The sequence below is a fragment of the Micromonospora sp. NPDC005257 genome, assembly GCF_042872445.1.
In the GTDB taxonomy this organism is placed as follows: Bacteria; Actinomycetota; Actinomycetes; order Mycobacteriales; family Micromonosporaceae; genus Micromonospora.
Genome location: NZ_JBIAKL010000004.1, coordinates 417,105 through 443,708, shown reverse-complemented (window position 1 = coordinate 443,708; position 26,604 = coordinate 417,105). Strand labels below are relative to the sequence as shown.

Genomic DNA, 26,604 nt, shown 5'->3' with positions numbered 1-26,604 from the left:
CTCGTCGTACCCGTTTGGCAAGCTCTTGGCCATGAGCTTTGCGACGCTGGCCGTGGTGCTGCTCTGCCTCGCCGCGGGCGGCGCGGTGGGCTGGCTGGCCGCCCGGGCGCGTGCGGCGGCGGACATCGCCCGCCTGGAGGCGACGCTCGCCGCCACCAAGGCCGGCGAGGGGCGGCTGGAGCAGTCCATGCGGGCGCTCAGCTACGAGGCGACCGCGCAGTCCCAGGAGGCGGTGGCCCGCGCGGTCGCGCCGCTGCACGACACGCTGCGCCGCTACGAGCAGCGGGTGGCCGAGCTGGAGCGGGACCGGGTCGACGCGTACGCCGAGCTGCGCGAACAGGTGCGGTCCATGAGCGCCGTCTCCGGCGAGCTGCGCACCGAGACCAAACAACTGGTCGCCGCGCTGCGCGCGCCGCAGGTGCGGGGCCGCTGGGGCGAGCACCAGCTCCGCCGGATCGTCGAGGCCGCGGGCATGCTGGAGCACTGCGACTTCAGCGAGCAGGTCACCGCCGCGACAGACCACCAGGGAGTACGCCCCGACCTGGTGGTACGGCTGCACGGCGGCCGGACGGTGGTGGTGGACGCGAAGGCGCCGTTCGACGCGTACCTCACCGCGATGGAGGCGCGCGACGAGCGCGGGCGCGACACCCACCTGGACGCGCACGCCCGGCACCTGCGCGCGCACGTGAACGCCCTGGCCGCCAAGTCCTACTGGTCGGCGTTCGACCAGACGCCCGATTTCGTGGTGTTGTTCGTGCCGGCCGACCCGTTCCTCGACGTGGCCCTGCAACGCGACCCCACGCTGCTGGAGCACGCCTTCGCCCGCGACGTGGTGCTCGCCACCCCGGCCACGCTGGTGGCGCTGCTGCGCACAGTGGCCTACTCGTGGCGGCAGGAGGCGCTGGCGCGCAACGCCGCGACCGTCCACTCGCTGGCCCGCGAGCTGTACGGGCGGTTGTCCACACTGGGTGACCACGTCGGCAAGCTCGGCAGTTCGCTGAGCGGGGCGGTGACCGCGTACAACAGGGCGGTGGGCTCGCTGGAGGCGCGGGTGCTCGTCAGCGCCCGCAAGCTGGCCGAGCTGGGCGTCTCCGACGACGAGCTGGCCACACCCGCGCAGGTCGAGCTGGCGCCGAGGCAGCCGCAGGCGCCGGAGCTCCTCGAGATGCCGTCCACATCGTCCGATAGGTCGACGAACGTCGACCTTTAGCACGACGCACGCGATGACGTAGGCCGATCCGCATCACGGAGTGATCACAAACCCGGGCCGGGTAGTGACACCTGCCGTCGTGACACGCAGGATCACCGTCACACGTGCCCTGTCCCTCGAGGGCCCTGTTCTCTGGAGGAAGAGAACGTTGAGTAAACCCCGCACGCGCAGCCGGCGGTCGTCCGCCGCGCTCCTGGCCTCGGTCCTCGCGGCCGGCGCTCTGACCGTCGGAGGTGGCGCCGGCACCGCGAGCGCCGCCCCCGCCCCCCAGCCCTCGCAGCCGACCGCCGCGAAGGCACTGGGCGCACACGACGCCAAGCTGCTCGACGAGGCCGAGGCGAAGAACGCGCCGACCGTCACGATGATCGTCGCGGCCAAGAAGGGCTCGACCAAGAAGGTCGTCGACGGCCTGACCGGCCTTGGCGCAACAGTCACCCAGCGGTACGACCAGATCGGCTACGTGCTGGCGAAGGTCCCCACCGCCAAGGCGCTCAAGGCCGCCACGCTGCCCGGGGTCGCCGCCGTCGACCTGGACGAGACCATCAAGCTCCCCGACCCGGCGCCGGAGGCGGCACCGAAGGGCGCCAAGACCGCCGCGCAGGCCCAGACGCTGGCCGGGCCGGGCGGCGACACCGGTGCGGTGAACCCGTACATGCCGACGAACGAGACCGGCGCGGAGGCCTTCAAGGCCGCGAACCCGCAGTGGGACGGCCGCGGCGTCACCATCGGCATCATGGACTCCGGTGTGGACCTCGACCACCCGGCGCTCCAGCAGACCACCACCGGCGAGCGCAAGATCGTCGACTGGGTCACCGCCACCGACCCGCTGGAGGACGCCTCCTGGCGGCCGATGCTGACCGAGGTCAGCGGCCCGACGTTCACCACCTCGCTCGGTACCTGGACCGCGCCGGCCGGCAGCTACCGCTTCAACGTGTTCCGCGAGAACATCACCGCCAACAGCGACGCGCGCGGCGACCTCAACCGCGACGGCGACACCACCGACTTCTGGGGCGTGCTCTACAACCCCACCACGGGTGACGTCCGCGTCGACGCGAACCAGAACAACGACTTCACCGACGACGAGGTGATGCGGCCGTACAAGGAGAAGTTCCAGGTCGGACGCTTCGGCACGGACAACCCGGCCACCGCCGTACGCGAGCAGATCCCGTTCGTGGTCGAGTACCGGCGCAACGTCGACACCACCCCGGTCGGCGGCCCCGGCCTGGTCGACTACGTCAACATCGGCATCGTCGAGAGCACCCACGGCACCCACGTCGCCGGCATCACCGCCGCCAACGACATGCTCGGCAACAGCGCCTTCGACGGCGCCGCCCCGGGCGCCAAGCTGGTCTCCGCCCGCGCCTGCTCCTGGGGTGGCGGCTGCACCGCGGCGGCGCTCACCACCGGCATGGCCGACCTGGTGATCAACCGCAAGGTCGACGTGGTGAACATGTCGATCGGCGGCCTGCCCGCGCTCAACGACGGCTCGAACGCCCGCGCGGTCCTCTACAACGACCTGATCAACAACTACGGCGTGCAGCTGTTCATCTCGGCCGGCAACTCCGGCCCGGGCCTGAACACGGTCGGCGACCCGTCGGTCGCCACCGACGTGGTCAGCGTCGCGGCCAACATCAGCAAGGACACCTGGCTGGCCAACTACGGCTCGGTGGTCCGCAAGGACAACGCGCTGTTCAACTTCTCCTCGCGCGGCCCGCGTGAGGACGGCGGCTTCAAGCCGAACATCGCCGCTCCGGGCTCGGCCATCTCCACCGCGCCGACCTGGCAGCCGGGCAACCCGGTGCCGGAGGCGGGCTACCCGCTGCCCCCGGGCTACCAGATGCTCAACGGCACCTCGATGGCCGCCCCGCAGGCCACCGGCGCCGCCGCGCTGCTGCTGTCGGCCGCCAAGGCGACCGGCAAGGGCGTCACCCCGGCCGCGCTGCGCCGGGCCGTCTACACCTCGGCACAGCCGATCGCGGACGTCCCGACGTACGCGCAGGGCTACGGGATGTTCGACGTGCCGGGTGCGTGGAGCCTGCTCGCCAAGGGCGTGGCGACCCGCACCTACACCTCCGAGGCGTCGGTCTGCACCGAGCTGTCGCCGAACCTGACCCGCTACGACCGGGCCTCCGGCACGTTCGTGCCGACCCCGAACGTCGGCACCGGCCTCTACAACCGCTGCGCCGCCGACCGCGGTGGCCAGAAGGTCAAGGAGAGCCGCTACTACGAGGTGAAGCTGACCCGTACCAGCGGCCCGAACAAGGGCATCAAGCACGAGGTCGCCTTCCGCGGCAACGACGGCACCTACAGCGCCCCCAAGGTGGTCTGGCTGCCGCTGAACACGACCGTCACGGTCAAGGTGAAGGCCAAGCCGATGACGGCCGGCGCGCACGGCGCCATCATGACCGTCGACGACCCGGCCACCAACGTGGTCGACTTCGAGGTCGCCGCCGTCGTGGTCGCCTCGAACCCGGTGGCCGCTCCGGCGTACTCCTTCTCGGCCGAGGGCTCGGTCGAGCGGAACAGCTCCCGGTCGTACTTCGTGACGGTGCCGCAGGGTGCGGGCGCGCTGCAGGTCAACCTGTCCGGCGTCGCGACCGGCTCGCAGACCCGGTTCATCGCCATCAACCCGTACGGCGTGCCGGTCGAGAGCACCGCCAGCACCGCCTGCTTCACCAACTTCTCCGACGCCGCCGTCTGCAAGCCGCAGGAGCGGGACTACCAGAACCCGATCCCGGGTGTGTGGGAGATCGAGGTGGAGGCGCGTCGCACCTCGCCGGCGCTGGACAACCCGTTCCAGCTCCAGGCCCGCGTGCAGGGCGTGAAGGTGGAGCCGGCCGTGGTGCAGCTTCCGTCGGTCACCGCCGGCACGCCGGCTCCGGTGAGCTGGAAGCTGACGAACACGTTCGGCCCGGTCCAGGTGACCGGCGTCGGCGGCCCGCTGGCCAGCGTCCGCACCGAGCGGCCGAGCATCACCCAGGGCGCCAACCAGGAGTACCTGGTGGAGGTGCCCGCGGGCGCCACCTCGTTCACCGCACGCATCGGCAACCCGTCCGACCTGAGCGCCGACCTGGACCTGACGGTCTTCCGCGGCACCACCCAGGTGGGGCAGTCGGCCGACGGTGACTCGGAGGAGGCGGTGACGCTGACCAACCCGACGCCCGGCACCTACCGGGTCGTGGTCGCCGGTTACTCGATGAGCGACCCGAGCACCGCGTACGACTACCGGGACTCGTTCGCGTCCCCGGCGCTGGGCACGCTCTCCGCGCCGTCCACGCCGCTGTCCCTGGCCAACGGCGCCACCGCCACCCTCACCGGTTCGGTGACCGCCCTGTCCACCCCGGCCGCCGGCCGGGAGCTGTACGGCGACATGGCCGTGACCACCACCGAGGGCGCGGTCGTCGGCCGCGGCTCGGTCGAGGTCCTCGCGGTCAACTGAGCCGCTGACACGACGGAGCCCCGTCCCCCGTACGCGGGGGGCGGGGCTCCGTCGTGTCGTCAGGCGGGGCGGGCGGACTCGACCACGAACGGCGTGCCCTGCTGGCAGGTGGTCATCATGCCCGGCTCGGGGCGGCCGGTGACCTCGACCCGGGCACCGGCCTTCAGCACGTCGCGCGGGCCGCCGACCAGCAGGTGGCCGTCGAGCAGCAGGCAGTTCGGCTCGACGCCGGCCTGCACGGTGCCGGAGATGACGGTGCCGCCGACGCCCGGCGGCGTGGACGGGCCACCCTTCCATGAGGGGTTCGGGCGGCTCGGGCTGATGCCGGGGTCGGGCTGGCTGGTCACCGGGGCGGCTCCCGTCGTACTCGGGCTCGGGCTGGAATCGGCGGACCCGTCGCCGGGTGCGGCGCAGGCGGTCAGCGCGAGGCCGGCGAGCAGTGCGACGAGCACCGTACGAGGAGTCTTCATGATCGGTTGGACGCGGCGCACGGCCGATCCGTTCCCGGTCAGCCGCGCGCCGCGGCGGCGGCGGCGGCCTTCATGTCGCGCTTGAGCTCCTGCGGCAGCGAGAAGGTCAGCCGCTCGTCCGCCGTGGTGATCTCCTCGACGTCGCCGAAGCCGCGCTCGGCCAGGTGCGCGAGCACCTGCTGGACCAGCTCGTCGGGCACGCTCGCGCCGGAGGTCACACCGACCGTGCCGGCGCCGGCCAGCCAGGCGTCCTCGATCTCGTGCGCGAAGTCGACCAGGTAGCCGGCGCGGGCCCCGGCGTCGAGCGCCACCTCGACCAGCCGGACCGAGTTCGAGGAGTTGCGCGAGCCGACCACGATCACCACGTCGCACTCCGGGGCGATCTCCTTGACCACGTGCTGGCGGTTGGAGGTCGCGTAGCAGATGTCGTCGCTGGGCGGGGATTGGAGCAGCGGCAGCCGCTTCTTGAGGCGGGCCACGGTCTCCAGCGTCTCGTCCACGGACAGCGTGGTCTGGGACAGCCAGACCACCTTCTCCGGGTCACGCACGGTGACCTTGTCGACCCCGTCCGGGCCGTCGACGAGCTGGATGTGGGCGGGCGCCTCACCGGCGGTGCCGATGACCTCCTCGTGCCCCTCGTGACCGATGAGCAGGATGTCGTAGTCCTGCGCGGCGAAGCGGCGGGCCTCGTGGTGCACCTTCGTGACCAGCGGGCAGGTGGCGTCGATCGCCCGCAGCGAGCGCTGCTCGGCCTGCTCGTACACCTCGGGGGCCACGCCGTGGGCGGAGAAGATGACTGTGGCGCCCTCCGGCACCTCCTGGTTCTCCTCCACGAAGATCGCGCCCTTTGCCTCAAGCGTGCGCACCACGTGCTTGTTGTGCACGATCTGCTTGCGCACGTAGATCGGGGCGCCGTAGAGCTTCAGCGCCTCCTCGACGGTCTGCACCGCCCGGTCCACGCCCGCGCAGTAACCGCGGGGGTTGGCCAGGAGCACGCGCTTGCCGGTCCGGGGAGTCGTCTCAGCGTCATTCACAGGGCCCATCGTACGTGCCGTTCTCCCGCGCGGCAGTGGCCGCGAGGCGCGCGCGGGCGCTGTCGGTCCCGGGCCGTAGGGTGGGCGGGTGAGCGCAGGCGAGGAGGGGCGGGGCACGTCTGAAGGGCGGGGCACGTCTGACGGGCGGGGCACGCCTGACGGGCGGAGCACGTCCGAGGAGCCGTGGCCGGTCCGGGTGGTCAGCCAGAAGGTCGGCGCCTGGATCGCCCGCCTCGGCTGGGTGTGGGTCGACGGCCAGGTGGCGCAGATCAGCCGCCGCCCCGGCGCGAGCACCGTCTTCCTCACGCTGCGTGATCCGTCGGCCGACCTCAGCCTCACCGTCACCACGAACCGGGACGTGCTGGACGCGGGCGCGCCGGAGCTGCGCGAGGGCGCCCGGGTGGTGCTGCACGCCAAGCCCGAGTTCTACGCCGCCCGGGGCACGCTGAGCCTGCGGGCCGACGAGATCCGCCAGGTCGGTCTCGGTGAGCTGCTGGCCCGGCTGGAGAAGCTCAAGAAGCTGCTCGCCGCCGAGGGCCTGTTCGACCGGGCCCGCAAGCGGCGGCTGCCGTTCCTGCCGGGCCGGGTCGGCCTGATCACCGGCCGCGCCTCGGCGGCCGAGCGGGACGTGCTGACAAACGCCCGCCGCCGGTGGCCCGCCGTCGACTTCCGCACGATCAACGTGGCGGTGCAGGGGCCGAGCGCGGTGCCGGACATCGTCGGCGCGCTCAAGGTGCTCGACGCCGACCCGGCCGTCGACGTGATCGTCATCGCCCGGGGCGGCGGCGGCCTGGAGGACCTGCTGCCCTTCTCCGACGAGGCGCTGTGCCGGGCGGTCTTCGCCTGCCGCACACCTGTGGTCAGCGCGATCGGCCACGAGACGGACGCGCCGCTGCTCGACTACGTGGCCGACGTACGCGCCTCCACCCCCACCGACGCGGCGAAGCGCATCGTGCCGGACCTGACCGAGGAGGTCCGGCTGATCGGTCAGGCCCGGTCCCGGCTGGAACGAGCGGTGCGCCACCTGGTCGACCGCGAGCAGCACCGGATCGACCTGCTGCGCTCCCGTCCGGTGCTGGCCCGCCCGCAGGTGATGGTCGAGCAGCGGGCGGTGGACGTCTCGGCGCTGCGCGACCGCGCCGGCCGGTCCCTGGAGCACCGGCTGCGGGGCGCCACCGACGACCTGCGGCACACGCTGGCCCGGCTGCGCGCGCTGTCGCCAGCGGCGACGATGGAGCGCGGTTACGCGATCGTGCAGCGCGCCGACGGCCACGTCGTCCGCGCGGCCTCCGAGGTGGCGAAGGGCGATGCACTGCGGGTACGCCTCGCCGAGGGCGAGCTGACCGCCACCGTCGACGGCTGAGGGAGACACGATGACCGGGACGAAGCAGGACGAACAGCTCAGCTACGAGCAGGCCCGCGCCGAGTTGGCCTCGGTGGTGGAGCGGCTGGAGGCGGGTGGCACCTCGCTGGAGGAGTCGCTGGCTCTCTGGGAGCGCGGCGAACAGCTCGCCGGGGTGTGCCAGCGCTGGCTGGACGGCGCCCGCGCCCGCATCGACGCCGCCCGCCAGCGCGCCGAGGGCTGACAAGGCGAATCTCGGGCAGTTCCCGTCCGGAACGGGACGGAAACTGCCCGAGCTCTCGGAGCGGACTGTCAGCTGAACAGGCCGTACAGCTCAGCGGGCGCCTCGACGACCTGGGCGGCCGAGGGCTTCTGGGCCGGGGCCGCGTTGCCGTAGTCGGTGTAGGTGATCTTCAGGTCCTGCGCGGCGCTCTGGCCGGCGGCCGGGATCTTGAGCACCATCTCGCTGAGGCGGCCCTGCGTGTCGACCTTGGCGGTGAACGGTACCGACTGGGCCTGCGCCCCGAGCGCGGTGATCACGGCCGGGTCGAGTGAGCCCGCCTGGGCGGCCTTCGACACGTCGACGGTGCCCTCATACGCGCCCTCGCCGGTCTGCCGTACCTCGGTGATGCCCTGGGTGAGCACGGCGCTGCCGGCCGGGTCGAGCTTCTCGAAGTCGAAGCCCAGCGCCCGGTTGCCCTTGATCCGGTTCTGGTCGAGGTGGTGGTACTTGCCGGTGTTGAGGTTCTTCACACCGGGGATCTGCGCGGCAGCCGTACCGCCGAGTTCCAGCTTGACCCAGCTGTCCGGCTTGGCGTGGATCAGGTCCAGCTTCATCATCAGGTCCGACGACGGGTCGCCGATGGTCATCCGCATGTCGGCGCTCTGGCTCGGCTCGTGCACCTGCCCTTCGGCGGTGGAGCCCGCACCGGTCATGGTGAACTTGAAGTTCCCCTCGCGGATGGCGTTCGTGGAGTCGAGCAGTGCCTGCTTTGCCGCACTGCTCGACGCCGTGGCGCTCGGTGCGACGCTGCCGGAGGCGCTCGGGGTCGCGGAGGCGTCGGACGTCGTCCCGTTGCCGTTGCAGGCCGCCAGGCCGGGAATGAGCAGCGCCGCGGCGAACGCGGTAGCGCTGAAGCGTCGTATCTTCACGTCAACCTCTCCAGGTGGGTCGTCCGGGCTCGATGTCCCTTCTGTTCCCGGAAGCGGCCTTCCGCAATCCCGCGTCCCCCGGAGGAAGGACGGTCAGCGCAGCGACGTGGCGAGTTTGCGCAGCTCCGCCTCGCCCGCGTCGCCGACCACGATCACGGTACGGTTCGGCTCCAGCAGGACGAGCGCCTGCTCGTTGCCGCGTGCGGTGTAGCGCTGCCAGCTCAGCTCACCGGGCAGGTCGGCCGCGCCCTGCGGCTGCCCCTCGGGCAGCTCGGCCGGCAGCAGCTTCTCCGCCGGGACGTTGCTCTCCACGAGCTGCGCGCCCCGGCCCTCCGGGGTCACGTACCCGATGCGCAGCGTCGAGCCGTCCCCCTCGGTCCGGAAGCGGGCGTTCACCGTCCGCCAGTCGTCGCCCAGCCCGGTCGGCTCGCCGACCGGGAACGCGTTCGCGGAGCGGGCCTGCTCCAGCGCGGGCGCCGGGTCGACGGTGACCGGCGAGTCGCCGCCGAGGAAGCCACGGTAGAAGGCGAGCAGCAGCGCGATCGGGACCAGCAGGATCAGCAGGGACAGCGCCATGTCCTTCGGCGACCGCTCGGACCGGGCCCTGCCGCCCGCCGGGGCGGGCGCGGGCGCACCCGCTGCCGGTGCCACGGCGGCGGGCTCGACAGCGGCGGGCCGACCGGCCGCGGGTGCCTCGGCCGCGGGCTCGACCAGCGCGGACTGGCCCTCCGGCGGGGTGGCGTCGGTCGGTGGGCGGTCGGCAGGCTGTGCGGCTTCCACCCGGCCATTGTCGCAGCCCACCGGGGGGCGTGATCCTGGCCTCCTCCGCCCCGCCGGGACGGCGAACCTGAGATCGTGTGAGGATCAGCGACAAAACCGGCGGTGGTGACCGCCGGTCCCACCCCGCAACGTCGCGAGGAGGCCGCCATGACAACCACCAGGACGCGGACGCCCCAGGATCTCGACCGCAACCTCGCCCTCGATCTGGTCCGGGTCACCGAGGCCGCGGCGATGGCCGCCGGCCGCTGGGTCGGCCGGGGCGACAAGGAAGGCGGCGACGGCGCAGCGGTCGACGCCATGCGAAAGCTGATCAACTCGATTCCGATGCGCGGCGTCGTGGTGATCGGCGAGGGCGAGAAGGACAACGCCCCGATGCTGTTCAACGGCGAGGAGGTCGGCGACGGGACCGGTCCCGAGGTGGACGTGGCGGTCGACCCGATCGACGGCACCACGCTGATGAGCAAGGGCATGCCGAACGCGCTGGCGGTGCTCGCGGTGGCCGAGCGCGGCGCGATGTTCGACCCGAGCGCTGTCTTCTACATGGAGAAGCTGGCGGTCGGCCCGATGTACGCCGACGTGGTGGACATCAACGCCGGGGTGGCCGAGAACATCAACCGGATCGCCAAGGTCAAGGGCACCGACGCCGCCGAGGTGACGGTCTGCGTGCTGGACCGCTCGCGCCACGACGACCTGGTGAAGCAGATCCGGCGTACCGGCGCCGGGATCCGGTTCATCTCCGACGGCGACATCGCCGGCGCCATCGCGGCGGCGCGGGGCGAGTCGGACGTCGACGTGTTGATGGGCATCGGCGGCACCCCGGAGGGCATCACGGCGGCGTGCGCGCTCAAGTGCATGGGCGGCATGATGCAGGCCAAGCTCTGGCCGAAGGACTCCGACGAACGACGCACGGCGCTGGACGCCGGGCACGACCTGGACCGGGTGCTGTTCACCGACGACCTGGTCACCGGCGACAACTGCTTCTTCGTGGCCACCGGCGTCACCTCGGGTGACCTGCTGCGCGGCGTGCGGTACCGCTCCGGTGGGGCGTACACGCAGTCGATCGTGATGCGCTCCAAGAGCGGCACGATCCGGGTGATCGACTCGTACCACCGGCTGGAGAAGCTCGCCCTCTACTCGGCTGTCGACTTCGACGGCCGTCCACTGGCCGAGCAGGAGTGAGCCGGACCGGGACGGCGGCACCACCGGCGCCACCGACGCTGTCGACCGGACGACGTGTCGCCGGTGTCGGGCTGGCCACCGCCTCGGGCGTGATGGTCGCCGTCCAGTCCCGGATCAACGGCGAGCTGGGCGTACGCCTGGCCGACGGGATCGCCGCCGCGGTGGTCTCGTTCGGCGTGGGTCTGCTGACCCTGCTGGTGCTGGTCCCCGCCACCCCCGGTGGCCGGCGGGGACTGGCCGCCCTGCGTGACGCGCTGCGCGCCGGCTCGCTGCGGCCGTGGCAGTGCCTGGGCGGCGTGTGCGGCGCGTTCCTGGTGGCGACGCAGGGGCTGACCATCGGCACGCTCGGCGTGGCGGTCTTCACCGTCGCGGTGGTGGCCGGGCAGTCCGGCAGCAGCCTGCTCGTCGACCGGGCCGGCATCGGCCCGACCGGCCGGCAGCCGGTTACCCCGAACCGGCTGATCGGGGCGGTGCTCACCGTGCTGGCGGTCCTGCTGGCGGTGGGCGACCGGCTCGGCGACCCGAAAGCGCTGGTGCTGGCCGTGCTGCCGCTGGCGGCGGGGGTGGGCATCGCCTGGCAGCAGGCGGTGAACGGGCGGGTCCGGGCGGCGGCGGGCAGCGCCATGACCGCCACGCTCGTGAACTTCACCGTGGGCACCGCGGCGCTGCTGCTCACGTTCGCGGTGGACCTCGCGGTACGCGGCCGCCCGGACGGCATGTTCCCCAGCGAGCCGTGGCTCTACCTCGGCGGCCCGATCGGCATCGTGTTCATCGCGCTGGCCGCCGCCCTCGTCCGGTTCACCGGGGTGCTCCTGCTCGGCCTGGCCACCATCGCCGGGCAGATCGTCGGCGCGGTGCTGCTGGACCTGCTGCTGCCGACCGCCGCCTCGCACCCCGGGCTGGACACGCTGCTCGGTGCGGCGCTGACCCTGGTCGCGGTGCTCGTCGCCGCCTTCGGGCCCACCCGCCCGCGCCCCTAACGGGCGGCGGTGGGCGCGGGGGCGCGCAGGCCGGTGACCATCTCGTCGACCACCCGGTCCAGCGGCGTCCCCTCGATCCCGAACGTCTCGACGGCGGCGGTGGAGTCCATCACGAACGGTCCGGCGAACTGGTGCGCGGTCTCCCGCATCTCCTTGGCGAGCGGGTCGGCCAGGCCACCGAGCCAGAGCACCGGGTAGGGCATCCGGGTGAGCCGGGGCGCCGGCGCTCCGGCCCGCTTCGCCGCCCGGTCGGCGAGCGCCCGCATGGACACCGGGGATGCGCTCGGCACGTGCCAGGCCCGTCCCCAGGCCCGCGGGTCGGTGGCGGCTGCGACGAGGGTACGGGCGACGTCCCCGACGTACGTCCAGGTGTGCGGGGCGTCCCAGGCCACCGGCAGGAACACCCGCCGTCCGGCGAGCACCTTGGGCAGCACCATCATGGGCAGCGAGTTGCCGCCGAGGCCGATGTAGTCGGAGCCGCGTACCTCGGTGATCCGGGCCCGGCCGGCGCGGTGGGCGGCCACGGCGTCGGCCCACATCCGGTTGCGGACCCGGCCCTTGACGCCGGTGGCGGCGAGCGGGGTCGCCTCGGTCATCGGGGCGTCGACCGGGCCGTACCCGTAGAGGTTGCCGACGGTGGCGAGCACGGCGCCGCTGCGCTCGGCGGCGGTGAGCAGGGCGGCTGCGAGCGGCGGCCAGTCCGTCGCCCAGGTGTGGTACTCCGGGTTGGCGCAGTTGTAGAGCGCGTCCGCGCCCTCGGTGAGCGCGGCGAGCCGGTCCGCGTCGGCGGCGTCGGCGGCCACCCGCTCGATCGCCGCGTGCTCGGGGCCGGTGCCGCGCCGGGTGATCACGCGCACGCGCTCGCCGCGCTCGGCGAGGAGGCGGGCGGTGGCGGTGCCGACGGGGCCGGCGCCCACGATCACGTGCAGTGCCATGGCAGGTCCACCTTAACTGAAGCAGTTGTCCAAAGCGAGAGCAGCGCTCTCGAAACAGAGCATGACTCATGGAGCCCGCTGCGTCAAGAGCACTGCTCTCTCTTTTGATTGCCGCTCTCTCCATGGCAGAGTGGAGACATGGTCGCTCCCTCGCTCCGCGCCCGGGTCCGCGCCGGGATGATCGAAGAGATCAAGACCGCCGCCCGTCGCCACCTGGACACCGACGGCGCGAACCTCTCCCTGCGCGCGGTCGCCCGGGACCTCGGCATGGTGTCCTCGGCGATCTACCGCTACTTTCCCAGCCGCGACGACCTGCTCACCGCGCTGATCCTGGAGGCGTACGACGCGCTCGGCGACGCGGTGGAGGCGGCCGACACCGCCGCCGACCAGACCGACCTGCGCGGACGCTGGCTCGCCGCCTGCCGGGCAGCCCGCACGTGGGCGCTCGCCCACCCCGCCGAGTACGCGCTGCTCTACGGCAGCCCGGTGCCCGGGTACGCGGCCCCGGATGAGACCGTCCTGCCGGCCCAGCGCCCACCGGTGACGCTGGTCGGCATCCTGCGCGACGGGCTGGCGTCCGGCCGGCTCGCCCCGCCCGACGAGGAACTACCCGAGCCGCTGGGTGGCGACGTGGCCGAGCTGGTCGACCTGCTCGGCATGGACGTGCCGCCCGCGCTGCTGGCCCGTGGCATGGCCGGCTGGACCCAGCTGTTCGGGCTGATCAGCTTCGAGCTGTTCGGCCGGATCAACCGGGCGCTGCCGCACCGCGACGAGTACTTCGACCACCAGATCGGCCTGATGGCGGACCTGGTCGGCCTGCCCTGACGCCGGTCGGCGTCAGGTGCCGTCGGAGGAGTGGCCGGGGAACAGGTGCGCGGTCGGGTCGATGACGACAGCCGCGTTGTTCACCGCGGTGGCGGCCTCGCCGAAACCGGTGGCGATCAGGCGGACCTTGCCCGGGTATTCGGTGATGTCCCCGGCCGCGAACACCCGGGGCAGGTTGGTGGCCATCGCGCTGTCCACCACGATGTGCCGCCGGTCGAGCTTCAGCCCCCACTCGGCGAGCGGGCCGAGGTCGGCGGTGAAACCGAGCGCCGCCACCACCGTGTCCACCGGGAGCGTCTCCACCTCGCCGCCGCGTACGGTCAGCTCGGCACCGGTGACCGTCTCCTCGCCGTACAGCCGGCTCACCTCGGCGTTGACCACGATCCGCACCGGCAGCGCGCGGACGCGCTCGATCGTGGCGGCGTGTGCCCGGAAGCGGTCCCGCCGGTGCACGAGCGTCACCGACCGCGCCAGCGGGGCGAGCGTGGCGGCCCAGTCGAACGCCGAGTCGCCACCGCCGACGATGAGCACGTGCCGGTCGGTCAGCTCGACCGGCTGCGGCACGAAGTAGACGATCCCGCCGCCGGTGAAGCTCTCCGCGACCGGCAGTGGCCGGGGCGTGAAGCTGCCGAGCCCGCCGGTGACCAGCACCGCGCCGCAGTTGAGCTGCTCACCGCCGGCGAGGCCGAGCACCGGCCGGCCGTCGAGGTAGGACAGCTTCTCCGCGCGTACGCCGAGCCGGTAGTCGGGGTGGAACGGCGCGGCCTGGGCGACCAGGTTCGCGACCAGCTCGCGGCCCTTGATCGCGGGGAAGCCGGCGACGTCGAGGATCAGCTTCTCCGGGTACATCGCGGTGACCTGACCGCCCGGTTCGGGCAGCGCGTCGATCAGCGACACGGAGAGTCCACGGAAACCGGCGTAGTAGGCGGCGAAGAGCCCGGCGGGACCGGCCCCGATCACGGCGACATCGACCTCGCGCATGGCGTACCGTCACTTTCCGCTTCGGATCACCCGTGCTGATGCGGAAACGGTAGGCGGGCGGGTGGCCGTGGGCAAGCACGTCCCGCGCTTCGATCAACGCGCCGTCAAGGCAGCGTCATCCTCGGTGACCCGAGACGGTCGTACTCGCCCGCGTCGTTGCGGCGCCGGAACAGAATCGCCGCGACCACGCCGCCGAGCAGCCCGAACAGGTGGCCCTGCCAGGAGACGCGCTCGTCGGTGGGGAGGATGCCGAGCAGTTGCCAGCCGTAGAGCAACCCGACCAGCAGGCCGACGGCGAAGTTCCACCAGCTCCGCTCCACCACGCCCCGGGTGAGCAGGATGCCGAGGTAGCCGAAGATCACGCCGCTGGCGCCGACCACCACCGAGTTGGGCGAGCCGGTGAACCAGACGCCCAGGCCGCTGACCAGGATGATGACCGCGGTGGACCAGAGGAACCGCCGGGTGCCCGCGGCCAGCACGAACGTGCCGAGCAGGATCAGCGGGATGCTGTTGCTGTAGAGGTGGTTCCACCCCGCGTGCAGGAACGGCGAGAAGAAGACGCCGTCCAGCCCTTGGAGCCGCTGCGGGATGATGCCGGCGGTGTAGTCGAGACCGAGTCGCAGGCCGACGTCGAGCGCCTCGACGAGGAACAGCACCGGCACGACCGCGCACATGGCGACGAAGGCCCGGCCGAGCGCCGCGTAGAACGCGTCGGTGCCGAACCGATGGGGGTCGCCACTTGGGCCGCCGTGCCAGGTCACCTACCAAGTGCTATCAGCAAATGCGGCGGGCCGCCAGTCGGGCGGCGGTACGACGACGGCGGGACACCCCGGTCTCCCGGTGTGTCCCGCCGTCGTGGTGCTGTGTCAGTACCAGCCGGAACTCTGCGACTTCTGCCACGCGCCACAGGGGGTGTCGTACCGGCCCTTGATGTAGCTGAGACCCCAGGTGATCTGGGTCGCCGGGTTGGTCTTCCAGTCGTCGGCCACCGAGGCCATCTTGCTGCCCGGCACGGCCTGCGGGATCCCGTACGCCCCGGAGGAGCTGTTCGACGCCTTCGGGTTCCAGCCGCTCTCCTTGGTCCAGAGCTTGTCCAGACAGGGGAACTGGTCGATGCCGAAGCCCTTGTCGAGCATGATGGCGCAACCAACCTTCCGGTTGCCGCTGTACTCCGCGCACGAGGACGGGATCGGGCCGTTGTACGGCTTGACCTTCGCCTCCTTCTCGGCCGCCTCCGCCGCCTCCGCCGCGGCGCGCTCCTTCTTGCGGGACGCGGCGGCCGCCTCGGCCTTCCTGGCCCGCTCGGCGGCCTCCTTCGCCGCCGCGGCGGCGCGCAGCTTCGCCTGGTACTCGGCGGCACGCTTCCGGGACGAGTCCAGGCGGTGGTCGGACAGCCGCTCACGCTGGTACGCGTGCTCCGCCTGGTCGACCTCCAGGCCGACCTGTGCGGTCAGGGCCTGCTGCCGGCCCTGTCGATCCTCGCCCAGATAAAAGCCGCCGGCAACGCCCACGGAGAGCAGTGCGACAGCGGCCGTACGGGCGCCGAACCGGCTCCACAGCCGACTCACGAGGTTTCCCTTCGTCGGGGGCAGGGACACGGCACACGTGGGTCCACTGTCGGTCACGCCGGGTGCCGTGAGCGCACCGGTACCGGTGTGACTCCGGGCCGTGTCCGGCTCTGGAGTGGTAGGCGACGCTCGATGGACACCATTGCGCACGGTGAGGCCGGTGGGAAATGGCCGGGCCGAAAAGTGATCTGCGTCACCATCAATATCGTGATGAAATAGGACAAAACCGGCGGTCAGCCTGGGATGTCCTCCAGCAGATCGGTAACCATGGCGGCGATCGGCGAGCGCTCCGATCGGCTGAGCGTGACGTGCGCGAAGAGGGGATGCCCCTTCAGCGCCTCGATCACCGCGGTCACCCCGTCGTGCCGGCCGACCCGCAGATTGTCCCGCTGGGCCACGTCGTGGGTGAGCACCACCCGCGACCCCTGACCGATCCGGGACAGCACGGTGAGCAGCACCCCCCGCTCCAGCGACTGCGCCTCGTCCACGATGACGAACGCGTCGTGCAGGCTGCGACCGCGGATGTGGGTCAGCGGCAGCACCTCCAGCAGGCCGCGCGAGGTGACCTCCTCCAGCACGTTCTCGTGCACCACCGAGCCGAGCGTGTCGAAGACGGCCTGCGCCCAGGGCGACATCTTCTCCGACTCCGACCCGGGCAGGTAGCCGAGTTCCTGACCGCCGACCGCGTACAGGGGACGGAACACGATCACCTTCTTGTGCCGGCGTCGCTCCATCACCGCCTCCAGGCCGGCGCAGAGCGCCAGCGCGGACTTGCCCGTGCCGGCTCGCCCACCGAGCGACACGATGCCGATGGACTCGTCCAGCAGCAGGTCGAGCGCGATCCGCTGCTCCGCCGAGCGTCCGTGCACGCCGAACGCCTCCCGGTCGCCCCGGACCAGCCGGATCGTCTTGTCCGGCAGCACCCGGCCCAGCGCCGAGCCCCGCGCCGAGTGCAGCACCAGGCCGGTGTGGCAGGGCAGACCCGCCGCGGCGTCCACGTCGAGCGTCTCCCCCGCGTACAGCCGGCCGACCTCCTCCTCGGCCAGGTCCAGCTCGGCCATCCCGGTCCAGGTCGGATCGCTGGCCTGGCCGTGCCGGTACTCGTCGGCGCGCAGGCCCACCGAGGCCGCCTTCACCCGCAGTGGCATGTCCTTGCTGACCAGCGTGACCTCGCGGCCCTCGGCGGCCAGGTTGAGCGCCACGGACAGGATGCGCGCGTCGTTCGACTCGGTGCGGAAGCCGGGCGGCAGCACGCCGTCGTCGGTGTGGTTGAGCTCCACCCGCAGCGTCCCGCCCTGGTCGTTGGCGGGCACCGGGCGGTCCAGCCGGCCGTGCCGCACGCGCAGCTCGTCCAGCATGCGCAGCGACTGACGAGCGAACCAGCCCAGCTCCGGGTGGTGCCGCTTGCCCTCCAGCTCGGAGATCACCACGAGCGGCAGCACCACCTCGTGCTCGGCGAAGCGGTGGAACGCCGCCGGGTCGGAGAGCAGGACCGAGGTGTCCAGGACGAAGGCCGGGCCGGCTGGTCGGGGCTCCTCGGCCTCGGCGGCGGCGCCGCGGCGGCTGCGGGTGGTCCGGCGGGTCGGGGCGGTCGAGGCCGGGGTCTGCTCGGCTCCGGCGGGGGTACGGCGAGTGGTCACAGGCCTGCTCCGCGGATGGGCACCCGGCCACCCGAGTTCCGCCTCTTCCGGTGCCCGGAGGACACGGGGTCGGATGCGGGCCCCGTGCGCGAGGACGCAGGTCCGGGCTGTCCGGCTGGCCCGGGAAAACCCCGCGCCATGCCTAGACGCTAATCGCCTCGGGGCCGCGGGGCTAGAGGCGCGCGTGGATCACCGCATGGTCTACGCGGGCGAACACCTGTGCGAGTGACGGGCGGACCGCAACCGGCCGGGATGCATGCCCCCTGCGCGCACCCCGGCCGGTCGTCTGGCGCCGCGACGCGGCGCGGGCCTCAGCCCTGCCGGCGCACCAGCGTGCCGGCCCGTGGCCCGGCGCCGGCCGCGCCGAACGACGATCCGGTGTACGTGGTGCCCACCCGGCCGGCGGCGCCGAGCTGGGCGGTCGCGGTGACCCGGACCGCCGGGGCGGAGCCGGGCCGGGTGGCGACGGCGGCGGGTACCGAGGTGCCGGCGAACGGCACCGCCGAGCGCCCGGCCGAGGTCACCACCGTCGGGCCGGGACCGGACAGCGCCGAGGCGATCGCCGCCTGGGCGTCGCGCCGGCGGCGGTTCCAGGCGCCCCGGTCGCCGTCGAAGTAGCCCTGGCGGTAACCGAACCGGTAGCCGATGCGGTAGCTGAGCTGGCCGTGCAGGCGCCCGGCCGCGTAGCAGGTGGAACCGAGCACGAGGACGAGCACCACGGCGAGAAAGGGGGTCATCGCTCGTCCGTCCCGGGCAGCGGGCCGACCACCAGCAGCCGCTCCAGGTCGTCGGTGCTGACCTCCTCGATCAACTCGACGCTGATCCGGCATTCGTCGAGAACCACCTCGGCCACCGACGCCCGGCGGATCTCCCCGCCGGAGTCGTAGACCCGCACGCTCAGCTCGGGGCAGCCGAGGTGGGTCCGCCAGGCGTCCCACTCCCCCCGGTCGCCGACGCTGAGCGAGAGGTACCGGCACCCGCGGGCGAGATAGAGACGCCAGGGGGCGCTCAGCCCGGCGGACACTCCGTCCGCGATCAGCCCGAAGGCCTGGGCGCGGGTCGCGAGCTCGGTCACGAGACCCCCTCGGCACCCGCGGAGTGACGCATGTGAGCACTGGTCGTCTCAGGCACGTGACACACCGTAAGTTGTCTCATGAGCGTGACAGTATCAGCTTTTCAGGCCTTTGCCGCCGTACTCGCGTCCATCTATTGTGGCCGGGTGACACCCCTCCTGAGCAGCACTGGATCGTTTACCGGAAATTCCCCGACAACGTCCCGTCGGCGTGACAGCAGCGTGCCGAGCCACCCCCTCGGGACCGACTGGCCGTACCGTCACGGGGTGACCGAGACGGCCAACGCACGGAAGATCGCCTTCGCCACCTTCGTCCGGCGCGCGCTCGACGACGCCCGCGCGCTGCGCGCCTGGAGCGGCACCGAGGTCTCCCGGCGCACCGGCGTCTCCCGCCAGACCATCAACCGATGGGTACGCGGCGACTGGGCCAGCGACCCGGAGGCGGAGCGGGTGGTCGCCTTCTGCGAAGGGCTCGGCCTCGACCCGATCGCCGCGTTCACCGCGCTCGGCTGGGACCGGGCCGCCGGGCCGCGCACCGAGCCGACGCCGCCCCCGATGGACCCGGATGTGGAGGCGTTGCTGCGCCGGCTGGTCGACCCGAACGTCTCCGACGCGGAGAAGTTCCACATCCGAGAAACCATCCGTTACCTCGCATATCGCCCCACCCTGCCGGGTGGTGTCCGAAATAGGGGGAAACAGGCGGGCTAGTTCCTCAGATGGCGAAAGAACGGAAGAGCAGACCCGATCGTTTCGCCGCGGGGACGGATCGGACCCGCTAGCGTCCACGTTTGTACTGCTAGGGGCTCGTCATCGGCGGGGGGACGGGACACAGCCGAACCCAGCCCAGCGGGACAGAAGGAGGGGTCTGTCGATGACCCTGAAATGGTTGGCAGTCGTGGTCGCGGTGGTGTCGCTGACATCGTGCGTGACCGGCAACGTGGTGGTCGGCGTACTGGACGGCGGGCAGCTCCCACTGGTCGTCAACCTCTTCGCGCTCACCACGGCCGGCACCGCGGTGATCCTCGCCGTCGTCGCCGAGCTGCACGATCGGCTCAACGACCGGGTCAGCGCGCTCACCGAGTTCCTGGTGGCGCGGCTCAACGAGATCGAGGCGCACAGCGGCGACCGCAACACCGGCTTCGTGGAGGGCTACCTGCTCAGCCACGGGCAGGAGGCAGCCGTGGTGCCGTTCGGTCGCCGGGGACGAGGAGCCGCCGAACGCTGATCCCCACGTCGTTCCGACGTCGCATCTCGGCCACGAATACGCCGCCCGGCGCGGGGTACGCTGACGCGCGTGCCGCCGTTGAATCTGGGCAACCAGCAGCCGAAGACCCCGTTGAACGCGGAGCACGCCTGGCGTGCGACCGCCGCCCGCGCGGGTGACATCGTCCTCTTCTTCGACTTCGACGGCACCCTGGCGCCGGTCGACGACGATCCCACTGCCGTACGGCCGGCGCCCAACGTGCTCACCGCGCTTGAGGCGCTCGCGCCGCACGTGCGCCGGATCGCGATCGTCTCCGCCCGCCCGGTGGACTTCCTCCGCGGTCACCTCGGCGGCCTCGCCGGCATCGACCTCTACGGGCTCTACGGCCTGGAGCACAGCCACTCCGGCGGCGAGACGGTCACCGAGCCGGCCGCCCTGCCATGGGTGCCGACGATGTCCGAGCTGGCCGAGCAGGCCCGCGCCGAGTTGCCGCCCGGCGCGCTCGTCGAGTTCAAGCGGCTCTCCGTGGCGCTGCACTGGCGTACCGCCCCGCAGCTCGGCGAGCTGGTGCAGGAGTGGGGCCGGGCCCAGGCCGAGCGGCTGGGGCTGCGCGCCCAGCCGGGCCGGATGGTGCTGGAACTGAAGCCCCCGGTCGACCGGGACAAGGGCATGGTGATCGGCGAGACGGTCCGGGACGCCGGTGGCGCCTGGTACTTCGGTGACGACGTCTCCGACATCAAGGCGTTCGCCGCGCTGCGCGCCCGCGCCGCCGACGATCCCGAATTCCTCGGTGTCTGCGTCGCTGTCGCCAACCCGGAGACCGGTCACGAGGTGGCCGACGCCGCCGACCTGACCCTCGACTCCCCCGCCGCCCTGGGCGACTTCCTCACCGCCGCCCTGCCCCACCTCCGCTGACGCCTCCCCGCCGAGGCGCCGGGGACGCGCGGCGGGCGGGGCGGTCAGGTGCCGAAGCGGCGTTGGCGGGTGGCGTAGGAGCGCAGGGCACGCAGGAAGTCGACCTTGCGGAAGTCGGGCCAGTTCAGCTCGCAGAAGTAGAACTCAGAGTGCGCGCTCTGCCAGAGCATGAAGCCGGAGAGCCGCTGCTCGCCACTGGTCCGGATGATCAGATCCGGATCCGGCAGCCCCTTGGTGTAGAGGTGCTCGGAGATGTGGTCGACGTTCATCGAGGTGGCCAGCTCCTCGATCGTGCCGCCGTTCGCCGCGTGCTCCAGCAGCAGCGAGCGGACCGCGTCGGCGATCTCACGCCGCCCGCCGTACCCGACCGCGATGTTGACCTGAGCCCCGCCGTCGCGGTCGCGGGTGCGCTCCTCGGCGGCCTTGAGCGCGGCGGCATGCTGCGCCGGCAGCACGTCGAGCGCGCCGACCATCCGCAGCCGCCAGGGGTTGCCCTCCTCGGCCAGCTCGGTGCTCAGGTCCTCGATGATCTGGAGCAGCGGGTCCAGCTCGGCGGCCGGGCGGGAGAGGTTGTCGGTGGAGAGCAGCCAGAGTGTGACGTGCCCGACGCCGGCCGCGTCGCACCAGCGGAGCAGTTCTTTGATCCGCTCGGCGCCCATCCGGTGGCCGTCGTTCGGGTCGACGAAGCCCATCTCCCGGGCCCATCTGCGGTTGCCGTCGCACATCACGCCGACGTGTGCGGGTACGGGCTTGCCCGCGAGCTTCGCCGTCAGCCGGCGCTCGTACACGGAGTAGAGGAGTTTCCGCAGAGTCATCACCTTGCAGGGTAGCGACCCGCGGGAGAGATCAGTGTCTCGGTGGCATATCACCTGAGGGCGAACCGCTCCGGCGCGGTCGCGGCAGGTCCGCCCCGATCGCCAGGAGCGTGCGCGCGTCCAGCCGGCCGTCGCCGAGCCCCAGCTCGACCACCGTGCGGTAGACGCGTTCGTCCCGCCCGGCCGCGCCGATCGCCGCGTCGACCACCCGGCGCCGCCGGGCCAGCCACGCCGCCACCGAGCTGTGCCGCAGGTGGGTGCCGAGCCGGGCGCGCAGCGCGGCGGCGTACGCCCGGGCGGCCCCGGCCGGGAAGCCGGCCGCCGCCGCACCGGCCAGCGCACCCGAACGCAGCGCGTAGAAGATGCCCTCACCGGTGAACGGGTTGATCAGCGACAGTGCGTCCCCGGCCAGCACGACCCGTCCCCGGCCCGGCGCCGGCCGGTGCGTGGACAGCGGCAGGTGGTGCGCCCGCAGGCCGGTCACCGTGGCCGGGTCGACGCCGGGGAGCAGCGCGGCCATCCGGTCCAGCAGGTGCGCGCGGGTCAGCGGCTCGCCGCGCAGCACCTCCCCGTACCCGACGTTCGCGCGACCGTCTCCGATCGGAAAGGCCCAGGCGTACGCGGGCCAGCGCGCCGCCGAGGTGACGATCAGCTGTTCCGGCGGCCCGGCGGGCGCGGGCGCGTAGCCCCGGATCGCGAGCGCCAGGTGCCGGTCCGGGTTGACCGGATGCCCGAGCGCGCGGCGTACCACCGATCCGGCGCCGTCCGCGCCCACCACCGCCCGCGCGGACAGCTCACCGTCGAGCAGCACCCGGTCGGCGGCGATCTCCACCCGGCGTACCGTGTGCCGCCGCAGCTCCGCGCCGGCCGCCACCGCCGCCGCCACCAGGCGTGCGTCGAACACCTGGCGGGGCACCGTGTACGCGGGCCGGGGCAGTCTCCGCGCGACGGCGCCGCCACCGGGGCCGACCAGGCGCAGCGCGGGCAGCGGCGGGTAGCCGTCGACCGCGCCGGTCACGCCCAGCTCGGTGAGGACGTCCAGCGCGTGCGCGGCGATGCCGTCGCCGCACGCCTTGTCGCGGGGGAAGTCGGACCGGTCGAGCAGCAGCACCCGCGCCGCCCCGGCCCGCCGCGCGCCGAGCGCCGCGGCGGCCCCCGCCGGCCCCGCCCCCACCACGACGACGTCCCACACCCCCTCATCCTCCCCGCCGCGCCGCCTTCCTGGGGCGTCGATCATGAAGTTGACGGCAGTCAAGGAGATCGAACTCGCCGGCAACTTCATGATCAACGGAGTGGAGGCGGGGTGCGGGTGGCGCGGTTCAGGGAGTAGAGGGTCAGGGCGGCGGCGGTGACCAAGGGGGCGCCGTCGCGGATCAGGCCGTCGACGCCGAGCAGCCACCAGCACAGCGGCAGATCGATCGCGAGGACGCCCAGGGTGACCACGACCAGCGCTCGGCGCGCCCACGGGCGGTCGCGCAGCAGGAACGCGGTGCAGAACAGCACGGCGTAGCTGACCGCGATGCCAGCGCCGAACCAGAGGATCAGGGCCGGCACGGCGGACAGCCGCCCGTCCAGCACGGTGCCGGTGGCGACGAGTGCCGGCACCAGCATCAGCGGGCTGTAGGTGAACGCCGCGACCCGGGCGGTGAGCAGCCAGCCGTTCGCCTGCGGGCGCTTCGGGGTGACCTCCCGCCAGGCGATCGTCCCACCCTCGACGACCAGGCCCTTGCGGTGCCGGACCAGGTGGGCGCGGATCGTCTCGGAGCGGTACAGCAGCACCACCACGGCGACGCAGAGCGCGGTGAGCACGGCGAACCCGGCCAGGCCGGGCAGCGCGGGCACCCCCTGCCGGGGCACGATCAGCCGCCCGACCGCGAAGATCGTGGTCACTGCCAGGATCAGCCCGAACGGCCGGGCGCCCACCCGGCCCTGGTTGACCTGCCCGATCAGCAGCAGGAAACCGAGCGACCGGAGCATCGCCCAGCCGGTGCGTACGGCCAGGCCGAACTCCTGCTCCGGGGCGTACCAGTAATTCAGCAGCTCGACCACGACGGTGGCCGCCGCGGTCACGGCGAGCAGCGTGGTGAGCGCCCGGACGGCGGACGGCCGCCGGACCTCGACAGGTTCAGCGGCCGTCCTCATGGCATCCGATGTTGCCCGGCTCGGGCAACAGGCACACCTGTTACTTCTGCGGCTCCGCGTCCAGCCGGGCGCGCAGCGCGTCCAGCTCGGCCCAGAGCACGCCGGGGAGCTTGTCCCCGAACTTCTCGAACCACTCGGTGACCAGCGGCAGCTCGTTGCGCCACTCGTCCGGGTCGACCTTCAGCGCGATCCGGACGTCCTCCGGGGTCATGTCCAGGCCCTCGACGTCGAGCGCGTCCTGCGCCGGGACCATGCCGATCGGCGTCTCCACGGCCTCGGCCCGGCCCTCCAGCCGCTCGATGACCCACTTGAGCACGCGGGAGTTCTCGCCGAAGCCCGGCCAGAGGAAGTTGCCCTCGGCGTCCTTCCGGAACCAGTTCACGTAGTAGATCTTGGGCAGCTTGGCCTCGTCGCCGTCCGTGCCCTTGCCCATCTCGATCCAGTGCCGGAAGTAGTCGCCGCCGTTGTAGCCGATGAACGGCAGCATGGCCATCGGGTCACGGCGGACCACGCCGACCGCGCCGGAGGCGGCGGCGGTGGTCTCCGAGGAGAGCGTGGCGCCCATGTAGACGCCGTGCACCCAGTCGCGCGCCTCGGTGACCAGCGGGATGGTGTCCCGGCGACGGCCGCCGAACAGGATCGCGTCGATCGGGACGCCGTTCGGGTCGTAGTAGTCGTCGGCCAGGATCGGGCACTGCGTGATCGGCGTGCAGAAACGGCTGTTCGCGTGCGAGGAGAGGTTCTCGCTCTCCGGCGTCCAGTCGTTGCCCTTCCAGTCGATCAGGTGCGCCGGCGGCTCACCCATGCCCTCCCACCAGATGTCGCCGTCGTCGGTGAGCGCCACGTTGGTGAAGATCGAGTTGCCCCGGTCCAGCGTCCGCATGGCGTTGGCGTTCGTCTTCCAGTCGGTGCCGGGGGCGACGCCGAACAGGCCGTACTCCGGGTTGACCGCGTAGAGGCGGCCGTCGGGGCCGAACCGCATCCAGGCGATGTCGTCGCCGATGGTCTCGACCTTCCAGCCCGGGATGGTCGGCTCCAGCATGGCGAGGTTCGTCTTGCCGCAGGCCGACGGGAAGGCGCCGGCGATGTGGAAGACCTTGCCCTCCGGCGAGGTGATCTTGAGGATCAGCATGTGCTCGGCCAGCCAGCCCTCGTCGCGCCCCATCACGCTGGCGATACGCAGCGAGTAGCACTTCTTGCCGAGCAGCGAGTTGCCGCCGTAGCCGGAGCCGTAGGACCAGATCTCCCGGGTCTCCGGGAAGTGCGAGATGTACTTGGTCTCGTTGCACGGCCACGCCACGTCCTGCTCGCCCGGCGCGAGCGGGGCGCCGATGGAGTGCAGCGCGTGCACGAAGTCGACGTCGTCGCCCATCGCCTCCAGGACCGACGACCCCATCCGGGTCATGATCCGCATCGAGGCGACGACGTACGGGCTGTCCGTGATCTCCACGCCGAACATGGGGTTCTCGGCCTCGACCGGGCCCATGCAGAACGGGATGACGTACATGGTGCGCCCGCGCATGCTGCCGCGGTACAGCTCCGCCATCGTCCGCTTCATCTCGGCCGGCGCCATCCAGTTGTTGGTGGGGCCGGCGTCCGCCTCGTCGACGGAGCAGATGAAGGTGCGCTCCTCCACCCGGGCGACGTCCGTGGGGTCGGTACGCGCGTAGAACGAGTTGGGCTTCTTCTCGGGATTCAGTCGGATCAGGGTGCCGTTCTCGACGAGCTCGTCGGTGAGGCGGCGCCACTCCTCGTCAGACCCGTCCACCCAGACCACGCGGTCGGGGGTGGTCAGTTCCGCGACCTCACGAACCCAGGCGAGCAGCTTGGGGTGGGATGTCGGGGCCTGATCGATACCCCGAACAGCAGCCGGAGCAACCATGTCACATCTCCTTGTGGTCGACGCTGACCGATCTATGGGGTGCACGAGTTCCGGCGGCCGGTACGCCGCCTCGTGGAAACCTGGGATTGGGCTCAGCGTAAACCGGACTGGCTCGTCAGTCAGTGGGACTGGTTGTGAACAACTGCACAAGGTACGGCCACGCTGCGGCTTCACGATCTGATACCCGCTTTCGCGAGCAGTTTCACGCAAATCCTGCGGCGAACCTTCGGCGGCCCACTCCGTCACGGAGTGACCGTGACGCCCGATCACGGGTGCGTGTACGAACATGTCGCGAAAGACGATTCCGTGATGCGCTCCACAGATTCGCACAGCGCGTTACGCTCTGCTCACGGGTATCGAGAACGGGCGACGCTCCCCGACCCGGGCGGTCCGAGTGCGCCGGCCGCGGCGAAGCCGTCGTGGCCGACTCGCCGTTGGAGTCCGCCCCGTTACCGGACAACCGGTACGCTCAGCGGGTGGCCGCGACGATGACCGGAGACCAACCGGGGGCTCCGCAGACCCGCCGGGGTCCGATCGGAGCACTGCTCGACCGCTTCGGCCACCTCATCCAGGAATTGAGCAAGTTCGCCACCGTCGGCGGGCTCGCCTTCGTCGTGGACTTCGTCCTCTTCAACTACCTGTCCAGCGGCCGGGACATGCCGCCACTGGCCGCGAAGACCATCTCCACGGTGATCGCCGCGACCGTCGCCTTCCTCGGCAACCGGTTCTGGACGTGGCGGCACCGGCAGCGGTCGAACCCGGCCCGCGAGTACGCGCTGTTCTTCTTCTTCAACGCTGTCGGCCTCGGCATCGCGGTGGCCTGCCTGGCGATCAGCCACTACGGGCTGGGCGCGCTCTGGCCCGCGGTGTTCAAGACCCCCCTGGCCGACAACATCGCCAGCTTCATCGTCGGCACCGGCCTGGGCACGCTCTTCCGGTTCTGGTCGTACCGAAGGTTCGTCTTCGTCGAGACGGGAACACCTCCCGTTCCGGCAACGAGCCACGACCGAGAGTCCGGGGCGTGACGACCCGCCCATCC

26 protein-coding genes are annotated in these 26,604 nt (G+C 72.1%); 11 read left to right on the top strand and 15 right to left on the bottom strand.

Annotation, left to right across the window (positions count from 1 at the left end; genetic code table 11):
* Positions 1–31: 31 nt before the first annotated feature.
* Together ACFYO8_RS11920 and ACFYO8_RS11915 are read left to right on the top strand one after the other, a co-directional pair.
* Positions 32–1,210, top strand: a complete 1,179-nt coding sequence (locus tag ACFYO8_RS11920; protein ID WP_354864900.1) for a DNA recombination protein RmuC — start codon at positions 32–34, stop codon at positions 1,208–1,210.
* A gap of 148 nt (positions 1,211–1,358) precedes the next feature.
* Positions 1,359–4,649: a S8 family serine peptidase gene (locus ACFYO8_RS11915; protein WP_355014902.1), complete on the top strand. Its 3,291-nt coding sequence runs from the start codon at positions 1,359–1,361 to the stop codon at positions 4,647–4,649.
* 59 nt (positions 4,650–4,708) lie between these two features.
* Here the strand turns inward: ACFYO8_RS11915 and ACFYO8_RS11910 are convergent, their stop codons facing one another.
* Positions 4,709–5,119, bottom strand: a complete 411-nt coding sequence (locus tag ACFYO8_RS11910) for a hypothetical protein (RefSeq protein WP_355014931.1) — start codon at positions 5,117–5,119, stop codon at positions 4,709–4,711.
* A 38-nt stretch (positions 5,120–5,157) separates the two neighbouring features.
* Positions 5,158–6,153, bottom strand: a complete 996-nt coding sequence (locus tag ACFYO8_RS11905) for a 4-hydroxy-3-methylbut-2-enyl diphosphate reductase (protein ID WP_354864896.1) — start codon at positions 6,151–6,153, stop codon at positions 5,158–5,160.
* An 88-nt stretch (positions 6,154–6,241) separates the two neighbouring features.
* Here ACFYO8_RS11905 and xseA point away from each other — a divergent pair, with 88 nt between their 5' ends.
* Entirely contained in the window at positions 6,242–7,516 is a 1,275-nt protein-coding gene (xseA, locus tag ACFYO8_RS11900) for an exodeoxyribonuclease VII large subunit (protein WP_355014901.1), read from the top strand.
* A 10-nt stretch (positions 7,517–7,526) separates the two neighbouring features.
* Entirely contained in the window at positions 7,527–7,739 is a 213-nt protein-coding gene (locus ACFYO8_RS11895; protein WP_355094288.1) for an exodeoxyribonuclease VII small subunit, read from the top strand.
* 68 nt (positions 7,740–7,807) lie between these two features.
* Here the strand turns inward: ACFYO8_RS11895 and ACFYO8_RS11890 are convergent, their stop codons facing one another.
* Both ACFYO8_RS11890 and ACFYO8_RS11885 read right to left on the bottom strand, forming a co-directional pair.
* Positions 7,808–8,647: a hypothetical protein gene (locus tag ACFYO8_RS11890; RefSeq protein ID WP_355094290.1), complete on the bottom strand. Its 840-nt coding sequence runs from the start codon at positions 8,645–8,647 to the stop codon at positions 7,808–7,810.
* A 93-nt stretch (positions 8,648–8,740) separates the two neighbouring features.
* Positions 8,741–9,427 (bottom strand): DUF4245 domain-containing protein, encoded by a 687-nt coding sequence (locus ACFYO8_RS11885; RefSeq protein ID WP_354864889.1) that lies wholly within the window; start codon positions 9,425–9,427, stop codon positions 8,741–8,743.
* A 147-nt stretch (positions 9,428–9,574) separates the two neighbouring features.
* On the opposite strand from ACFYO8_RS11885, the gene glpX reads away from it, so the two are divergent.
* Together glpX and ACFYO8_RS11875 are read left to right on the top strand one after the other, a co-directional pair.
* Positions 9,575–10,606 carry a class II fructose-bisphosphatase gene (gene glpX / locus ACFYO8_RS11880; RefSeq protein WP_357706474.1) on the top strand — a complete coding sequence of 344 codons (1,032 nt, stop codon included), beginning with the start codon at positions 9,575–9,577 and terminating at the stop codon, positions 10,604–10,606.
* Positions 10,603–11,586 carry a DMT family transporter gene (locus tag ACFYO8_RS11875; RefSeq protein WP_387187248.1) on the top strand — a complete coding sequence of 328 codons (984 nt, stop codon included), beginning with the start codon at positions 10,603–10,605 and terminating at the stop codon, positions 11,584–11,586. Before glpX ends, ACFYO8_RS11875 begins: the two co-directional genes overlap by 4 nt.
* On the opposite strand, the gene ACFYO8_RS11870 is transcribed toward ACFYO8_RS11875, so the two are convergent.
* A complete protein-coding gene (locus tag ACFYO8_RS11870; RefSeq protein ID WP_357706472.1) occupies positions 11,583–12,521 on the bottom strand; it encodes an NAD-dependent epimerase/dehydratase family protein in 939 nt (312 codons plus the stop codon). The two genes, ACFYO8_RS11875 and ACFYO8_RS11870, sit on opposite strands and share 4 nt — an antisense overlap.
* A 138-nt stretch (positions 12,522–12,659) precedes the next feature.
* On the opposite strand from ACFYO8_RS11870, the gene ACFYO8_RS11865 reads away from it, so the two are divergent.
* Positions 12,660–13,346, top strand: a complete 687-nt coding sequence (locus ACFYO8_RS11865; protein ID WP_357706469.1) for a TetR/AcrR family transcriptional regulator — start codon at positions 12,660–12,662, stop codon at positions 13,344–13,346.
* Between the two features lie 12 nt (positions 13,347–13,358).
* Here ACFYO8_RS11865 and ACFYO8_RS11860 read toward each other — a convergent pair whose 3' ends face one another.
* From ACFYO8_RS11860 to ACFYO8_RS11835, 6 genes are all read right to left on the bottom strand, one after another.
* Positions 13,359–14,327, bottom strand: coding sequence for an NAD(P)/FAD-dependent oxidoreductase (locus ACFYO8_RS11860; protein ID WP_357706467.1), 969 nt, complete (start codon positions 14,325–14,327; stop codon positions 13,359–13,361).
* A 104-nt stretch (positions 14,328–14,431) separates the two neighbouring features.
* On the bottom strand, positions 14,432–15,088 hold the full coding sequence (locus ACFYO8_RS11855) for a rhomboid family intramembrane serine protease (protein ID WP_354864881.1): 657 nt from the start codon (positions 15,086–15,088) through the stop codon (positions 14,432–14,434).
* Positions 15,089–15,193: 105 nt separating this feature from the next.
* Positions 15,194–15,895 carry a transglycosylase SLT domain-containing protein gene (locus ACFYO8_RS11850; RefSeq protein WP_354864879.1) on the bottom strand — a complete coding sequence of 234 codons (702 nt, stop codon included), beginning with the start codon at positions 15,893–15,895 and terminating at the stop codon, positions 15,194–15,196.
* A 233-nt stretch (positions 15,896–16,128) separates the two neighbouring features.
* Positions 16,129–17,535 carry a PhoH family protein gene (locus ACFYO8_RS11845; RefSeq protein WP_354864877.1) on the bottom strand — a complete coding sequence of 469 codons (1,407 nt, stop codon included), beginning with the start codon at positions 17,533–17,535 and terminating at the stop codon, positions 16,129–16,131.
* 311 nt (positions 17,536–17,846) lie between these two features.
* Complete coding sequence (locus ACFYO8_RS11840; protein ID WP_354864875.1) at positions 17,847–18,272, bottom strand: hypothetical protein; 426 nt, start codon at positions 18,270–18,272, stop codon at positions 17,847–17,849.
* Positions 18,269–18,610 carry a hypothetical protein gene (locus ACFYO8_RS11835; protein ID WP_354864873.1) on the bottom strand — a complete coding sequence of 114 codons (342 nt, stop codon included), beginning with the start codon at positions 18,608–18,610 and terminating at the stop codon, positions 18,269–18,271. Before ACFYO8_RS11835 ends, ACFYO8_RS11840 begins: the two co-directional genes overlap by 4 nt.
* A 264-nt stretch (positions 18,611–18,874) precedes the next feature.
* On the opposite strand from ACFYO8_RS11835, the gene ACFYO8_RS11830 reads away from it, so the two are divergent.
* The 3 genes from ACFYO8_RS11830 (at position 18,875) to otsB (ending at position 20,726) form a co-directional block, all read left to right on the top strand.
* The gene (locus ACFYO8_RS11830) at positions 18,875–19,315 is read left to right on the top strand and encodes an XRE family transcriptional regulator (RefSeq protein ID WP_354864871.1); all 441 of its coding nucleotides are present in this window, start codon (positions 18,875–18,877) and stop codon (positions 19,313–19,315) included.
* A 163-nt stretch (positions 19,316–19,478) separates the two neighbouring features.
* Positions 19,479–19,832 carry a hypothetical protein gene (locus ACFYO8_RS11825; RefSeq protein ID WP_354864869.1) on the top strand — a complete coding sequence of 118 codons (354 nt, stop codon included), beginning with the start codon at positions 19,479–19,481 and terminating at the stop codon, positions 19,830–19,832.
* Between the two features lie 69 nt (positions 19,833–19,901).
* Entirely contained in the window at positions 19,902–20,726 is an 825-nt protein-coding gene (otsB, locus tag ACFYO8_RS11820) for a trehalose-phosphatase (RefSeq protein ID WP_354864867.1), read from the top strand.
* Positions 20,727–20,770: 44 nt separating this feature from the next.
* On the opposite strand, the gene ACFYO8_RS11815 is transcribed toward otsB, so the two are convergent.
* From ACFYO8_RS11815 to ACFYO8_RS11800, 4 genes are read right to left on the bottom strand one after another with little or no spacing between them, the layout of a single operon-like run.
* Positions 20,771–21,541 carry an isoprenyl transferase gene (locus ACFYO8_RS11815; RefSeq protein ID WP_354864865.1) on the bottom strand — a complete coding sequence of 257 codons (771 nt, stop codon included), beginning with the start codon at positions 21,539–21,541 and terminating at the stop codon, positions 20,771–20,773.
* A 31-nt stretch (positions 21,542–21,572) separates the two neighbouring features.
* A complete protein-coding gene (locus ACFYO8_RS11810) occupies positions 21,573–22,778 on the bottom strand; it encodes a geranylgeranyl reductase family protein (protein WP_354864863.1) in 1,206 nt (401 codons plus the stop codon).
* A gap of 47 nt (positions 22,779–22,825) precedes the next feature.
* Entirely contained in the window at positions 22,826–23,683 is an 858-nt protein-coding gene (locus ACFYO8_RS11805) for a hypothetical protein (RefSeq protein WP_354864861.1), read from the bottom strand.
* Between the two features lie 40 nt (positions 23,684–23,723).
* Positions 23,724–25,565, bottom strand: coding sequence for a phosphoenolpyruvate carboxykinase (GTP) (locus tag ACFYO8_RS11800; protein ID WP_354864859.1), 1,842 nt, complete (start codon positions 25,563–25,565; stop codon positions 23,724–23,726).
* A gap of 134 nt (positions 25,566–25,699) precedes the next feature.
* On the opposite strand from ACFYO8_RS11800, the gene ACFYO8_RS11795 reads away from it, so the two are divergent.
* A complete protein-coding gene (locus tag ACFYO8_RS11795) occupies positions 25,700–26,590 on the top strand; it encodes a GtrA family protein (RefSeq protein WP_387187502.1) in 891 nt (296 codons plus the stop codon).
* Positions 26,591–26,604: the final 14 nt, after the last annotated feature.